The following is a 16,514-nucleotide window of genomic DNA, read 5'->3' as shown; positions in this document are numbered from 1 at the left end:
CATAAACAGGCAAAAATTGAACAGCCGTCCTGGTTAATTGGTCAAAAGTAAAGATGACGCCGTTCTCTACTTCTTATAATTGCAAAATCATTCCTTTGAATTATGCCAGATTACAAAGGAGATGCCTATTCCTCACAAAATCCTCTAATTAAATTCATTTCTATGAAGAACATTTCCATCATGAAGGCAATTGGCCTGTCTGGGTTTTTGCTGCTGCTTCTGATTGGGGTTCCTGCGCTGGCGCAGCAACGTACTCTGACAGGAAAGATTACGGGCGATAAGGGGGAGGTGCTGCCGGGAGCTACCGTTCTGTTGAAAGGGACCACAACCGGTACTTCAGCCAATGCCGAGGGTATGTACAGCCTCCCGATTCCGGCCGACCAGACGAGCGGCACGCTGGTGGTCTCGTTCATTGGTTACCTGTCAAAAGAAGTACCCATCGGGAATCAGTCCACGCTGAACGTAACCATCGACCCGGACTCCAAAGGCTTGCAGGAGGTTGTCGTCGTGGGGTATGGTACCCAGAAAAAAGAATCGATTACGGGGGCCATCTCGTCCGTGACGTCCCGCGATGTGGGGCGGGTTCATGCGGCTACCGTAACCGGAACGCTGGCCGGTAAGATTCCGGGCGTGCAGTTCCGTCAAGCCGATGGACGGCCGGGTGCTGCTGCCAACATTCAGATTCGGAACATGGGCGGCAATCCCCTGTTCATCATCGACGGGGTGCCGAAGGACAAAACCCAGTTTGACAACCTCTCGCCGAACGACGTCGAAACCATCACTGTTCTGAAAGATGCCTCCGCTTCCATCTACGGCTCACGGGCGGCCAATGGTGTGATTATCGTGACCACCAAGCGCGGGGTCGTTGGGCAGAAAAGCACCATCAACCTGGATGCTTACTACGGTTTTCAGAACTGGACCCGTTTTCCGACGGTTGTAAACGCCTACGAATGGAACCTGGGCAAGGCCGAAGCCGAAGTAAACCGCAACGGCACCACGGCCATCACCCAGGCTGAATTGGACAAGTATAAAGCCGGTACCGAATACGGCTACCAGAGCTTCGACTGGTATGATTTTATTATTCAGCCCAACTCGCCCCAGTCGAACATCAACCTGAGTGCCAGTGGCGGCTCGGACCGGATCAATTACTACATCTCCGCTACCCGCCTGGACCAGAATTCGGTGATGGGCCGCGAGTTCATATTCAACCGTTCCAATATTCAGTCGAACATCGACGTCCGGGTTACGGACCGGATCAAAGTTGGACTGACGATTGCCGGGCGTCAGGAAACCCGCGAAAATCCGGGTGTGCCGGGTGGCGACGATTACGTGGCACCCAAATTTGCCATTCTCCGCAACCGGCCCGGCGAACGCCCCTACGCCAACGATAACCCTGAATACATCAATACGATCAGCAATCCGGCCTCCAACTGGGGCTACCTCAACTATGCGCGGTCGGGTTTTCTCAATGAAGTCTACTCGTCGATAACCCCCCAGGCGACGGTCGAATACCAGACACCCATCAAAGGCTTGTCGGTCAAGGGTTTGTATTCGTATATGTTCCGGGATTCGCAACGTGAGGTGTTTGAGTATACTTACGACACCTATACCTACAATCCAAGCACCCAGCAATATAACCGGACGGGTGGCAGCCAGAATCCGTACCGGCAGCGGGTGGTAAACAAGATTGACGAAAATATCGGGCAGTTGCAGCTTCTGTATACCAACACCTTTGGCAAACATTCCATCAACGCCATTGCCCTGACCGAGCGGCTCAAGAAGCGCGAACGGAACGTAGAGGCTCGTACCGTGCCTAAGACCAATTCGCTGCCCGTGATGCAATTTGCCGACATTGTTGCCTACAATGATGCCGACTTCACACAGGCCAGAGTCGGTTACATCGGCCGGGTGAATTACGGATATGCCGACAAATACTTCCTGGAAGTGGCCGCCCGGCGCGATGCCTCTTGGAAATTCTCCCCCACCAAACGCTGGGGCACCTTCCCATCGGTTTCCCTGGCCTGGCGAATTACCGAGGAACCCTTCTTTAAGGAATGGACCAACGACGGGGCCTTCCTGAATGACCTTAAACTGAGAGCATCTTATGGGATGCTGGGCGATGATAACGTTCGGCCCAACAACGCTGACCTCGACCCCTTTGCCTACAACCCCGGCTACAACTACAATACCGGTGTGGGCATCATGTCGGGAACAACGACCGTTGCGGCCCGCGACCGGGGGATTGCCTTCGACCGGATTTCGTGGCTGAAGGCCAAAGTGACCGACATTGGGGTGGATTTCTCGTTGCTGAACAACAAAATCACGGGGACACTTGATTATTTCCGGCGGGTGCGCGACGGGTTGCCCGCCGTGAAGAGCGACGTGTTCGTACCCAGCGAACTGGGCTATGCCCTGCCGCAGGAGAACCTGGAGCGCGATGCGGTGGTGGGTGGCGAGGCCTCGCTGGTGTATAACGGCGACATCCGGGGCGTCCGGTTCACCATCGGTGCCAATATTTCCTACGCCCGAAACCGGTTCCTGAGTCCCTATAATCCGCGCTATGGCAACTCGCTGCTCGAATACCGCGAATCGCTGGAAAACCGCTGGAGCAATATTTTCTGGGGATATGAAGCCGTCGGTCAGTTTCAGTCGCAGGAAGAGATCAACAACTACGTGGTCAACAACGACGGACAGGGCAACCGGACCATGATTCCGGGCGATTTGATTTACCGCGATCAGAACAACGATGGGGTCATCAACAGCCGCGACGAACGGCCCATTGGCTACGGCATCAACAACACGCCGATTCTGTCGGGTGGTCTGAACTTCACCCTGCAATACAAAGGCTTTGATTTTGCAATGGACTTCTCCGGCGGCACGATGATGGCCATCAACCGGCAGTTTGAGCAGCGTAATGCCTACCAGAATACGGGAAACGTACCGCGCCTGCTGTTCGATGACCGCTGGCGCCGGGCCGATCCGCTCAACCCGGATAGTCCGTGGATTACCGGTTCCGAAATTCCCCTCCGCTACAATGATACCGGACACAGCAACATCAATAAAAATTCGACCTGGTGGCTTCTGAATATCAGTTACCTCCGCAACCGGACAATGGAACTGGGCTATACCCTGCCAGCGCTGCTGACCCAGAAAGTGAAGATTCAGAAGGCCCGGCTGTTTGTGAACACCTACAACCTGTTCTCCATCGACAACACCCGCCCCTACGGCATCGACCCCGAAGTGCAGGACGAAAACGGGCTGCAATACCCGCAAACCAAGCTGTTCAATTTTGGCGTGAACCTGAGCTTCTAAACCGACCCCACCATGAAGAAAACTATTTTATCGCTCGTCGCTCTTTTTTCATTAACGACCGGCTGCAAGGAAGATGCTGAATTTCTGAATATTAAGTCCACGAACATTTTGCTGGTTGACGAGGTCTATAGTGACCCCCGGCTGGTGTTGTCGGCGGCAACGGATCTGTATAACCGCATTCCCGACCTGGTTGAACCCGCTAACTTTGGAATCATGGCCAGCTTCGACGAAGCGTTTGCCTCGGGCGACTACGGGCGGCACCAAAACCGGGAGTACAGCTACGACGACTGGAGCCTGTGGGACTATGGCTACATCCGCGAAATCAACCTGTTCATCGAGCGGGTCAACGCGGCTACCCGGCTGAGTGCGGCCGACAAGGCCCGGTTCGCAGCCGAAGGCCGGTTTCTGCGGGCCAATGCGTATTTTGAGTTAGTCAAACGGATGGGTGGTGTGCCGTTGGTTACCGAGTCGCTGACCTATGATTACAGCGGTGATGCGAGTTACCTCCGTAAACCCCGCGCCAAAGAATCGGAGGTGTATGATTTCGTGATCAGCGAGTTTGAGGCCATCAAATCGATTTTGCCGAAAACCCCCAATGAAAAATCCCGCGCTACCTACGGGCTGGCTCTGGCTTCGAAAGTCCGGGCGGCTCTCTACGCCGGTTCCATCGCAAAATACGGGGTCAATACGCCAACGGTTTCGCTGCCGAACGGCGAGGTGGGCATTCCGGCGACCAAAGCAACCGCCTATTTCCAAACCGCCCTGACCTCGGCTCAGGAGTTGATTACCTCCGGGCAGTATTCACTCTATCAGAAAGCGCCTGACCTCTCCACCAATTTTGCCAATATTTTTCTGGACAAAGCCAATAATCCGGAGGTCATTTTCGTCGAAGATTACAAGCTCCAAAGTGGCAAGATTCACAGCTTCGCGCTCGACAATCAGCCCCGCGCCATCACCGAAGAAGGCGAACGCGGGGGACGTCTGAATCCGTCGCTCAACCTGGTGCAGTCGTTCGAAAAATTAGACAACTCCTTTGCGCCTTTAGCCATCAATAAGGGTACTCCAAACGACTATATTTATTACGATAAGCCCGAAGACCTCTTCGCCGACCGAGACCCGCGTTTGCAGGGAACGGTGCTGGTGCCGGGGGCGATCTTCAAAAACCGGCCCATCGACATCTTCGCCGGGCTGGTGTTGGCCAATGGCAGCATTCTGTCGGGCGACCAATTGGGCCAGCTTAAGCCGGTCAACGGCGTTTCGGTGCAGGTGGTGGGTTTGTCGGGGCCCATCGACGGCTACGATGGCTCGGCCCAGGGCGGTTTTTACATGCGGAAATACAATGATCCTGTAACGGGTTCGGGGCAGATCGGAACACAGAGCGAAGTCTGGAACGTACGGTATCGCTATGCTGAAGTGCTGCTCAATGCCGCCGAAGCCGCTTTCGAACTGGGGCAGAATGCGGTGGCCGCCGGGTATCTGAAACAGGTGCGTGACCGGGCTGGTTTAACCCAACCGCTCACCCCCGGCGAAGTGACCTTCGACCGGATCGTTCACGAGCGCAAAGTGGAGTTGGCCTACGAAAACCACCTCCTTTGGGATATGAAGCGGTGGCGCATTGCCCATATCGTCTGGGACGGCAGCAACTCCGACCTGACCACCCTCCCCGGCAAAGCCACCGAACCCAGCACGCGGGTCTACAGCCTCTGGCCCTACAAAGTATATAATCCGGGTGCGGCCAACCACAACAAATGGGTGTTCCGGAAGGTGCTGTCGGGCCGGGTAACGCAAAGCCACGTTTTCCGATTGGGCAACTACTACTCGCGAATCACGGATGCCATTATCAACAACAACCCCACGATTGTCCGTAACCCTAACCAATAAGCGGATGGGCGAACGAGCGAAATACCGTCTGGTATTTCGCTCCGCTCCGCGACCTACTTAAAGCCATGAAAATCTCCTTCATTTACCTCTTCCTGCTGCTCCTCGTTGGGCTGACCGGGTGCGAATTAGATAATTTTGAACCGCCCAAATCCACGTTCGAAGGGCGGATTGTGTACAAGGGCGAACCCCTGCTGATCCAAAGTGCCAACGTTGCGGTGGCCAACAACTCCGATTTTCCGGTTTTTCTGGAACTCTGGCAGAAAGCGTATAACAACCGCAGTTCGATTCGCATACCGATCAAGCAGGACGGCACCTTCTCGTCGCTGCTTTTCGATGGCGACTACAAACTGATTGTCCCCAACGGACAGGGACCGTTTCTCTGGAAACGAACAGCCACTAATACGCCGGATAGTCTGGACATCAAGATTCAGGGCAGCCAAGCGATGGACATCGAGGTGATGCCTTATTACATGCTTCGAAATCCGAAAATTTCGAATAATGCCCGGAAAATAACCGGTACTGTTTCCCTCGAAAAAGTGATTACCGATGCGGCCAATGGCAAAACGGTCGAGCGGGTTTCGTTGTATGTCAACAAAACCCAGTTTGTCGATGCGGGTAATAGCCTGAACAAAGCCGACCTGGCCGGAGCCGACATCAAGGATCTGGCCAATGTGAGCCTGACCACGGGCGAACTGCCCGCGCTGGTTCCGTCACAAGGGTACGTGTTTGCCCGCATTGGCTTGAAAATTACGGGTGTAGAAGACATGATCTATACGCCGGTTCAGAAAATTACTTTGTAATAGGTTGGTTAGTAATGCCTACTAAGCGACAAAGGTTCGGAATCGACTGAACCTTTGTGCTTAGTGTTCGGATAAGCACCAACAATGGACAGAGTAAATCGTAAATCGTTTTTAGTTTATGGTTAGAGATTGTCCAAAAATTATAAATCATGCTTTCTATGCCGCCCCCAACCCCCTGAAGGGAGCTTCTGATCCGGAGTTTTAAGCCCCCTTCAGGGGGTTGGGGGCAAACCCGAAAGAGAGAATATGATTTTTGAACAGTCTCTAAACTATAAACTATTTTTAACTCAGTACTTAGCCTCGATTCAATGAGATACTTTCTTTTCCTGTTTGTCTTTCTGGGCGCAGTGGCCCACGCTCAGGTTCCGGTCGATTTGTCGAAATTTGCCAAAAGTGGTCCCACAACGGTTTCGCAGCAGGGGAATGACCTGGTGGTGACCTGGCCCGCTTCGGGTAAAGAGAAAGGGCGGCTGGTGATTAACCTGGCCGCGGACAAGCCCCTTTTTAGCCATATTCAACTGTCGAAAGTCGGGAAGTTTAGTGAAATAGCCACCGACCTGAACCCGGCTTTCGTGCTCACGGTGGGCAAACGGGATTTGGTCTCGCAGAACGGCTGGAACATTTTTTTCGATAAAACCAACCGGTTGCCTCACAAAGCCTACGCCGTTGAACTGGCGAAACGGTCGGCCAGCGTCAGCACCGTTGGCACCCGAACCGTGCTGCGAATTGGTGAAGTCGCAGCCGCATCGTTCAAAGGCGCCATTGAAATTACCGTGTATCAGGGCAGTCCGCTGTTCAACGTGGCGGCTGTGATGGCGACGCAGGTCGACTCGACCGCCATTCTCTACGACGCGGGTCTGGTGAGCAAAACCGGTAGCGGACCCGGTTGGACCACGCTGGACTGGTCGGATACGGATAATAAAATGCAGTCCATTCCCGTCGACCTGTCCGTTCCCAACAAGGCCCAGGCGGTTAAATACCGAACTATTATGGGCAGTGGCCCCAGGGGAACGCTGGCGGTTTTTCCGGCCCCACACCAATATTTCTACCCGCTGGACGAAGCCTACAACCTCGATTTTACGTGGTACGGTACCAGGTACCGGAGTCTGGTTCCGGAATTTGGCATCGGCATCCGGCAGGATTTGATGGGTGACCGGCGGTGGGTCCCCTGGGTGAATGCGCCCCCCGGCACCCAGCAGCGGCTCAACTTTTTCTGCCTGCTCAGTACGGATAAACCCACCGAAACACTGGCCGAGGTGAAGCGGTTTACGCACAACGACAAGTATCCGGTGGTACCGGGCTACAAAACCATGTCGAGCCACTTTCATAATGAATTTACGATGAAGGTGGTGTTGGCGGGTAAGCCCATTCCGGAAAATCCCAACTTCGTGAAGGTGTTCAAAGACCACGGGGTTGATATTGTTCACCTGGCGGAATTTCACGGTCCCGGCCACCCCAAAGGCCCCGACAGCCTGCGGCTTAGGGAACTGAAAGCATTGCATGAACAATGCAAACGACTGTCGGACAAAGACTTTCTGTTGTTACCCGGCGAAGAACCCAATAATTTTTTCGGCGGACACTGGCTGTCTTTTTTTCCGAAGGATGTGTACTGGATTATGTCGCGTAAGCCCGACATGCCCTTTGTTACCGAAGACCCCAACTACGGAAAGGTTTACCGCATTGCCGACAAGCACGATATGCTGAAGCTGCTGGAAGCCGAAAATGGCCTGGCCTGGACAGCCCACGCCCGCACCAAAGGCTCGACGGGCTATCCGGACAAATACAAGGAGGAAGACTTTTTTAAGTCCGACCATTTCTTCGGAGCGGCCTGGAAGAATATTCCCGCTGATTTATCGGAACCGAAACTGAGTCGCCGGGTGCTGGATTTGCTGGACGATTATTCGAACTGGGGGCACAAAAAACACGCCATCGCCGAGTCGGACATTTTTACAATGGAGCCCGAAAACGAAACCTACGCCCACCTGAACGTCAATTATATGCAGATGGATAAGCTGCCCGACTACAGCGCGGGCTGGCAACCGGTTCTGGATGTCATGAAACAGGGGAAATTTTTTGTGACCACGGGGGAAGTCATGCTGCCCGCTTTTACGGTCAATGGCAAAGGGGCCGGCGAAACGCTGACCGTACCGGCCAGTGGAAAAGCAACGATCAACCTGAACGTAAACTGGACTTTCCCGCTGTCGTTTGCCGAAATCATTTCCGGTGATGGCAAACAGGTCTACCGCGAACGCATCGATTTAACAAACACCTTGCCCTTCGGCAAAAAAGCATACCGGTTCGACACCAATCTCAAAAACCGTACGTGGGTACGGGTCGAAGTATGGGATGCCGCCATCAACGGGGCCTTCACCCAGCAGGTCTGGCTCGAAAACCCCAACTAATCGCTCAACTCTTACGCTATGAAATTAGCCATTTTTGCCTTCCTGCTGGCCTTCGTGCTGCATCAGGGCTGTACGAGAACTGCCCAGTCCGGACAAACAAACGGATCGGGACCGAGTCGTTCCACCACAGAAATAGCTGCCCGCCGGGGCGAGGTGCTTTTTCTGGGCCATCGGAGCAAGCACCATGATTCGGGGAAATATGCACCCTGGCTCGCCATTTCCCTTTTCAAAAAAGGCGTCAATCTGACCTATACGGTTAACGTCAACGACCTCAACACCGAAAACCTGGCTAAATACGATGGCCTGGTGATCTACGCCAACCACGACAGCCTGCCGCCCGCGCAGGAAGCGGCTTTGAAGGCGTTTGTGGAAGGCGGAAAAGGGCTCATTCCGCTGCATTCGGCCTCGGGCTGTTTCAAAAATTCGGATTGGTACATCAACACCATCGGCGGGCAGTTCAAGTCGCACAAGGCGGGAGCGATTGCGACAACCATCGTGAACAAAAACCACCCGGTGATGAAGGGCCTGGCACCGTTTACGACCGCCTGGGACGAAACCTACGTACACCAGAGGCTCAATCCCGACATGACCGTGCTGACAACCCGGCAGGAGGGAGACCGGCAGGAACCGTACACCTGGGTCCGGAAACAGGGCAAAGGGCGGGTTTTTTATACCGCTTATGGCCACAACGACAGCACCTGGACCAATCCCGGTTTTCGCGAACTGGTCAACCGGGGTGTGTTGTGGGCTATTGGGGAGCCGGTAACCAAACAGATTGCGAAACTGGCTATTCCGAACGTGGACATCTATGAGTCGGCCAACATTGCCATTGAAGATTACACCAAACGGCACCGCGTTCCGGCCATGCAGGTGGCGCTGAAGCCCGACGATTCCAAAAAACTGATGCAGGTGCCGGCCGATTTCGACATTCAGTTGTTTGCCGCCGAACCCGACATTACGAATCCCATTGCCATGTCGTGGGATGAACGCGGGCGGCTCTGGATTGTGGAGTCGGTCGATTACCCGAATACGTTTCTGGAAACCGACGGAGCCGCCAACGACCGGATCAAGATTTGCGAAGACACCAACGGCGACGGACGGGCCGACAAGTTTACCGTGTTTGCCGACAAGCTGAATATCCCTACCAGCATGGTATTTGCCAACGGTGGGGTGGTGGTTTCGATGGCTCCGCATTTCGTTTTTCTGAAAGATACCGACGGCGACGACAAAGCGGATGTGCGGGAGAACATCATGACCGGATGGGATAAAAATGACACGCATTTTGGACCCTCGAATCTGCAATACGGCTTTAACAACAAGATTTGGGGCGTGGTGGGCTCCGGTTTTTCCGGCACGACTCGCGACGGTAAAAACCTGAATTTCAGAACCGGCGTCTATAACGTCAATCCCGACGGAACCGGTTTCGACTTTCTGGCCAATACGAGCAACAACACCTGGGGGTTGGGACTTACGGAGGATAACAACGTGTTTATTTCCACCGCCAACAACACCCACAGCGCGTTCTATTCGATGCCCGCCCGCTACATGCAGCGCAACCTGCCCGGCTCGACGGTGCTGTCCGTGCAAAAAATCGATGGGCATTACGATTCGCACACCATGACGCCAAACCTCCGCCAGGTGGACGTCGTGGGCGGTTTTACGTCGGCCGCCGGACACCATTTTTACACCGCCCGCAGTTTTCCGAAGTCCTACTGGAACCGGGTGGCGTTTGTGTGTGAACCGACCGTTCGGCTGATTCACAACGCCGTCATCGAGCCGAAAGGAGCCGGTTTTGCCGAACACGATGGCTGGAATATGCTTGCCAGCTCCGACGAGTGGGTTGGCCCCGTTCACGCCGAGGTTGGCCCCGACGGAGCGTTGTGGGTGGCCGACTGGTACAACTTCATTATTCAGCACAATGTCTTTGTGGAGCGGCAGGCGCCGTCGGAGATGGTATTGCCGTTCAAAGACCAGCCACGCGGGCAGGGTAACGCCTTCGATAGCCCGCTTCGCGACATCAATTTTGGGCGCGTTTACCGCATCGTTTACAAAAAAGCAAAACCGTACCAGCCCATCACCTTGTTGAAAAATGACCCGGCCGGACTGATTGCGGCCCTCAAGAGCGACAATATGTTCTGGCGGATGAACGGACAGCGGCTGATTGTGGAGTCGAAAAATACCAGCCTCCTGCCGGAACTCTATAAAATCATTGCCAATCCCGAAGTAGACGAAATCGGTCTGAACAGCCCCGCCGTTCACGCCCTGTGGACGCTGCACGGTTTGGGCGCTTTGGCGGGCTCGAACGCCGAAGCGATTCAGGCCGCTTCTAAAGCCCTGACCCACAAGGCCGCCGGTGTGCGGAAAGCCGCCGTCGAGGTGTTGCCTGCCACGGCCCAAACCCTGGATATTCTCCAGAAAGTGGGTTTGCTGGACGACGCCAGCCTGAATGTCAGACTGGCGGCCATGCTGGCGCTGGTGCCGTTGCCTCCTTCCGAAACCGTCGGAGCCGCCCTTTACCGGGCCGCACTCCGCCCCGAAAACGATAGCGATGAGTGGATTGGCCGCGCCTTGTTTGCCGCTGCGGCCGTTCACCGTGACGGTTTTCTGGCCGAAGCGGCCAAGTCTCCCGCCAAAAACGCAGAGAACGCACTGGTCGGCCGGTTGCTGGCGGGCATCAACAAAGAGGTGTATACGCTGCAACGACGGGCGGTCATCACCCTGCCCCCCGATGTGACGGGCAAGGAGATTATTCTGAAAGGATCGGCGGCTAAAGGAAACCGCACGATGGAGGGCTTCATTGTCGGACATGGTGGTCAGGAGGGCGGTTATGGGCTGTATGTGAAAGACCGTCGCCTGACGATGGTGGTGAAGCAAAACGGGCAGGTGTATGCGACCAGCACCACGGAACCGCTGCCCGACAATTTTGAATTTGAAGGACGACTGGTGAACGATGGCGAAATGCTGTTGTTCGTAAACGGGCAGGAAGCCGCCAGGGGCAAGGCTCCCTCGTTATTTACCAAACCGCTGACGGGTAGTATTCGGGTACAGCGCGACTTTGTCGATGAAAGCTCGATGGGGGCCTACGCCGGTGCCTACGACACAAAATCCTCCTTTGATTTTATGGGTAATGTGCAGAACGCCACCCTCGAAGTTCGTAAACCAACCGGCGAAGCCCGCCCGGCTGCGCCGAAGAAAATCATTTCCGACAAGGCGACGGTTTTGACCATCAAGGTGGTGGAAGAGCAAATGAAATACGATACGAAACAGTTTACGGTTCGCTCCGGGCAACCCGTAGTGCTGACGCTCGAAAACCCCGACATCATGCAACACAACATTGTGATTTGCAAACCCGGCACCGCCGAGAAGGTGGGGAAAGCCGCCGACAAGATGGCGCAGGACCCTAAAAGTGTGGAGAAACACTACGTTCCGCAACTGCCGGAGGTGGTGGCATCCAGCATTCTGGTCAACCCGGGTGAGTCGTACACCCTCGAATTTACCGCTCCAGCCAAACCCGGTGATTATCCCTTTATCTGTACTTTCCCCGGCCACTGGAGCATCATGCGGGGCGTGATGCGGGTCGAGGGTGCGGACACCGTCAAGAGCCGCTAACCGGAATGGAAACGGTTCGGGAGATAACCAATAGGACTTTCGCATTTTGCCCCTAAATCCCCTAAAGGGGACTTGGACGCAGCTTAATCCGGATGCTAAAAGTCCGGCAGCGGCCGACCGTCCTTTAGGGGATTTAGGGGCAAAATGCGAAAGTGTGATGAATTATCAGTTGTAAGTCCTAAACACTACAAACAGTAAACCATAAGCAATAAACTACTAAAGTTATACACCATGAAAGCATTTCCTTTTCTTCTGTTGCTACTGGCGGTAAGCCTGTCGCTGACACAATGCAAGGTCGGTTCACCCAAAACCGCCCAAGCCGGCAAACCCATTCGGGTGCTGGTGGTGGGCGGAGGAACGTCGCATAATTTCGGAATGTGGTACCGCAACGTGGATGGCCAAACCCTGAGCCGCGACGGTTTTGCAACGGTCAACTACGTGGGCGATCCCGATTCCATGCTGACCTTTCTGCCCCAGGCCGACGTGCTGTATCTGAGCAACAACCGGCCCATCACCAACCCGGCGGTTCGTCAGGCCATTATGGACCACGCCAACGCGGGCAAAGGCCTGCTGCTTGCCCACGCGGCCCTGTGGTACAACTGGAAAGACTGGCCGGAATACAACCAGAACCTGGTGAGTGGCGGCACGCGCAAACATGATAAATACGGTTCTTTCGATGTGACCGTGACCGACCCGAAACACCCCGTTACAAAGGGCGTTGAACCCAAATTCAACCTGAAGGATGAGCGCTACTTTTTTATTCCGGACCCGGCCGGGCCGGGCATCTCGGTGCTGGCCAGTTCGAGCGTCGCCACGTCTGACGTGATTTATCCCTCCGTGTTTGTGGTCAATCACCCCAAAGCCCGCATCGTCGGTCTGGCGCTGGGCCACGATGCCGAGTCGCACAACCTGCCGGTGTATCAGACGCTCCTGCGGAATTCGGTTGCCTGGGCGGCCCGCAAATAGTCTGTGGTTTAGCGTGTATGGTTTTTAGTTGGTCGTAATCATTTAACGATAAACTCTAAGAAGCTGTTTGGATTAAGGCCGGAGGCCTGTCCTGTCAATAGTCAATAGCTACCACGAGCTGATGGATGCTATTGACTATGGACAGACCGCCCTTCCAGGGCTCTCCCCGGTTAACTCAAACAGCTTGTAAACTGATTTTAACAACGTTCTTACTAATCAATCAACCAAAGTCGTTATGAGTGACCAGAAAATTACCGTTGTCATCGTGGGTATGGGCTTCGGCAAGGAGTTTATCCCCATTTACCTGCAACATCCCAACATCAACAAGGTGGGCATCTGTACCCGCAACCGGCAGACCCTCGATGACCTGCGAACCAAATACAACCTCGACCCGGACCTTTGTTTTGAGCATTTTGAGGATATACCCGGTCGCGCCGATGTTGACGCCATCCACGTCGTTACGCCCGTACCCGATCACGCCCGGATGACGCTGGCGTCGCTCAACGCCAACAAACACACGGCCTGCACCATTCCGATGGCCATGACCAAGGAAGACTGCCAGGCCATTGTAGAAGCCAAACGGCGGAGCGGCAAAGTATATATGATGATGGAAACCGCCCTTTACACCCGCGAGTTTCTCTACGGCCTGAACCTGGCTGAAACGGGCCAACTCGGTCGCATTCAGTTTGTTCGGGGATCACACATTCAGGACATGAGCATGGAAGGCTGGGGCGAATACTGGAAAGGCTATCCGCCGATGCTCAATGGTACGCACGCCATCTCACCCCTGCTGCGCATCAACAACACTAGGGCCGAAACGGTCGTCTGTCACGGTTCCGGGCGATTGAGCGAAGACCTGGCCAGTCGCTACGGTTCGCCCTTTGCCGTTGAAACGGCAACGTTTACGCTGAAAGACTCCGACGTTGTGGCCGAGGCTACGCGATCGCTGTTCGATGTCGTGCGGCAATACCGGGAAAGCTACGATGTTTACGGCACCAAAATGTCGTTTGAATGGGAACAGTTGCAGGATGAGGAACACGTCATTTTCGACGGGGGGGAAAATGCCCGGCGCATCAACGTACCCGACACGGACGAATTGCTGATCGACCCCATCAAGCACTTCACCAAGCGCGAAAAAATCGACGACCCCAACCACGTTTCGTTCCTGCAGGGCGCGGGTCACGGCGGATCACACCCGCATCTGGTGCAGGAGTTTCTGGCCGCCATCATCGAAGGTCGCGACTCGGCGGTCGATGCCGAATTGGCCGCCAACTACACCCTTGCAGGGATCTGCGCCCACGAATCGGCCATGAACGGAGGGGTTCGCATCACCATTCCAGCGTATTAAATCAATCCCAGGTACTCTGAAAAGTGGGGCGAAGGCGTTGCTTTTTGCCCCACTTTTTTGCTGGTTCGGCCTGGCTGCCGGACGGCGTTCAATCCCTAGTCCCCGACAACATGATTCAATTTGGCGTTAGTACTTTCGTCTGGGTTTCCCCGTTCACGACCTCCTCGTTCGACCTGCTCTATAAAGTGGCGGATATGGGCTACGATATTATTGAAGTGGCCGTTGAAGACCAACACCTGATTGACTGGGTCCGGCTCAAACAACTGGCCCGCGAAACGGAGCTGAAAATTACCCTGAGCGGGGCATTTGGGCCAAACCGTGATATTTCCAGCGACGATGCCGCCATTCGCAAACAGGGTCTTGCCTACATCGTAGACTGCCTGCGCCTGGCAGAAACGATGGAAAGTCCGATTTTTACGGGGCCGGTTTATTCCGCCGTGGGGAAAACCCGCCTTGTTTCGGCCGAACGCAAACAAGCAGAAAGAGCCTGGTGCCTCGAAAACCTGCACGAAGCCGCCGGGGTCGCTCAGATGTGTGGCGTTATCATTGGCCTGGAGCCGTTGAACCGCTTCGAGACCGACATGGTGAACACCGCTGAACAGGCACTGTCGCTGGTGCGCGAACTGTGTCACCCGTTTCTCAAAATCTCGCTCGATACGTTTCACAATAACATTGAGGAAAAAAGTATTCCGGCTGCCATCCGGGCTGTCGGGAAAGACCTGCTGTGTCATGTACAGGGCAACGAAAGCGACCGTGGCACCCCCGGCACCGGCAATGTGGACTGGCCCGGCATCAAAACCGCTTTAACGGACATTGGCTACGAGGGCGCCGTCGTCATCGAAACCTTTGGGGCTCCCTCCGCCGAACTTGCCAAAGCCGCGTCCATCTGGCGACCCCTGGCCGAAAGTCCCGATATATTAGCCACTGAAGGATTAGATTTTTACAAATCGCTCTTTCAGTAGTATATGCAACCATCTATCGTCGTTATTGGGTGTTTTGACACAAAAGGCCCGGCCTTTGCCTTTTTGCGGAATTGCATTCTGGCGCGGGGTGAATCCGTCATTACCATCAACTCCGGCGTCATGGAAACCGCCGTCGATTTTCCGATTGATTACGATTCCGAAGCCGTTGCCGAAGCCGCGAACCAATCCCTGGCGGATCTGCGGACAAGCCGGGACCGGGGTCGGGCCATCGAGGTCATGGGGCTGGGAGCGGCCACCATCGTGGGGCGGCTGGTTCAGTTGGGATGGGTGAAGGGGGCCATTGGGATGGGCGGTGGGGGCGGCACATTCGTGTCTCTCTCGGCCATGCAACCCATTCCGTTCGGCGTCCCCAAACTCTGCCTGTCGACCATGGCCGCCAAGGATTTGTCCCGGCAAGTGGGTACGAAAGACATCACGCTGATGGCATCGGTCGTCGACGTGGCCGGTCTGAATGGCATGTTGTCTCCGCTCATCGAACAGGCCGCAGCGGCCATTTGTGCGATGGGGGCGGTGGTTCCGGCCTTACGCCACAAACCGGTGGGGCGCATTGCCATCAGCATGTTTGGGAACACCACAGACTGTGTGAATTACTGTACCGAACGGCTGGAAAAACGCGGGTATGAAGTGGTCGCTTTTCACGCCAACGGCACCGGGGGGCGCACCATGGAAAGTCTGATCGAGGAAGGCCATTTCGATGCCGTTCTGGACGTAACGACCACCGAACTGGCCGATGACTTATGCGGAGGAGTGTGCAGCGCCGGGCCGGACCGTCTAACGGCGGCTGCCCGGATGAACCTGCCCCAAGTGGTGGCACCGGGCTGTCTGGATATGGTTAATTTCAGCCAGCCGGACACGGTTCCGGCGCATTACCGGCACCGGCAACTGTATAGTTGGGCTCCGAATGTTACGTTGCTGCGAACCGATGCCGCCGAAAACGAGCAACTGGGCCGGTTGCTGGCCCGGAAAGTGAATCAGTCGAAGGCGGGTGTCACGGTGGTTTTGCCGCTGAACGGCATTTCGCAGATCGACGCGCCCGGACACGTTTTTTATCAGCCCGAGGTTAACCGCGTCCTGTTTTCGGCTATCAAAACGAATGTATCCGAAGCGGTGCGACTCATCGAGTCCCCCACGCACATCAACGACCCGGCGTTTGCCGACGTGCTGGTTGCTCATTTACTGGAATTAGTACAACCAAAATAAACCAAGACATATC

Annotated in this window: 9 protein-coding genes; all 9 read left to right on the top strand. The window is 55.1% G+C overall.

Annotated elements, in window-relative coordinates:
• The first annotated feature begins 162 nt into the window (after positions 1-162).
• The 9 genes from ACO064_RS04915 to ACO064_RS04875 all read left to right on the top strand — a co-directional run bounded on the left by ACO064_RS04915 (position 163) and on the right by ACO064_RS04875 (position 16,501).
• The gene (locus ACO064_RS04915) at positions 163-3,312 is read left to right on the top strand and encodes a SusC/RagA family TonB-linked outer membrane protein (protein ID WP_421826282.1); all 3,150 of its coding nucleotides are present in this window, start codon (positions 163-165) and stop codon (positions 3,310-3,312) included.
• Positions 3,313-3,324: 12 nt separating this feature from the next.
• Entirely contained in the window at positions 3,325-5,193 is a 1,869-nt protein-coding gene (locus ACO064_RS04910; RefSeq protein WP_421826281.1) for a RagB/SusD family nutrient uptake outer membrane protein, read from the top strand.
• 65 nt (positions 5,194-5,258) lie between these two features.
• Positions 5,259-5,993, top strand: a complete 735-nt coding sequence (locus ACO064_RS04905) for a DUF3823 domain-containing protein (RefSeq protein WP_421826280.1) — start codon at positions 5,259-5,261, stop codon at positions 5,991-5,993.
• 308 nt (positions 5,994-6,301) lie between these two features.
• Positions 6,302-8,395, top strand: coding sequence for a hypothetical protein (locus tag ACO064_RS04900; protein WP_421826279.1), 2,094 nt, complete (start codon positions 6,302-6,304; stop codon positions 8,393-8,395).
• An 18-nt stretch (positions 8,396-8,413) separates the two neighbouring features.
• Positions 8,414-12,004 carry a PVC-type heme-binding CxxCH protein gene (locus ACO064_RS04895; protein ID WP_421826278.1) on the top strand — a complete coding sequence of 1,197 codons (3,591 nt, stop codon included), beginning with the start codon at positions 8,414-8,416 and terminating at the stop codon, positions 12,002-12,004.
• Between the two features lie 231 nt (positions 12,005-12,235).
• Positions 12,236-12,970: a ThuA domain-containing protein gene (locus tag ACO064_RS04890; RefSeq protein WP_421826277.1), complete on the top strand. Its 735-nt coding sequence runs from the start codon at positions 12,236-12,238 to the stop codon at positions 12,968-12,970.
• A 235-nt stretch (positions 12,971-13,205) separates the two neighbouring features.
• Positions 13,206-14,318, top strand: a complete 1,113-nt coding sequence (locus tag ACO064_RS04885; RefSeq protein ID WP_421826276.1) for a Gfo/Idh/MocA family protein — start codon at positions 13,206-13,208, stop codon at positions 14,316-14,318.
• A 44-nt stretch (positions 14,319-14,362) separates the two neighbouring features.
• Positions 14,363-15,280: a sugar phosphate isomerase/epimerase family protein gene (locus ACO064_RS04880; RefSeq protein WP_421826275.1), complete on the top strand. Its 918-nt coding sequence runs from the start codon at positions 14,363-14,365 to the stop codon at positions 15,278-15,280.
• Positions 15,281-15,283: 3 nt separating this feature from the next.
• Complete coding sequence (locus ACO064_RS04875; RefSeq protein ID WP_421826274.1) at positions 15,284-16,501, top strand: Tm-1-like ATP-binding domain-containing protein; 1,218 nt, start codon at positions 15,284-15,286, stop codon at positions 16,499-16,501.
• The last annotated feature ends 13 nt before the right edge of the window (positions 16,502-16,514 follow it).

Source organism: Larkinella sp. (assembly GCF_965227735.1).
In the GTDB taxonomy this organism is placed as follows: domain Bacteria; phylum Bacteroidota; class Bacteroidia; order Cytophagales; family Spirosomataceae; genus Larkinella.
This window is presented reverse-complemented; position numbering and strand designations above follow the sequence as displayed.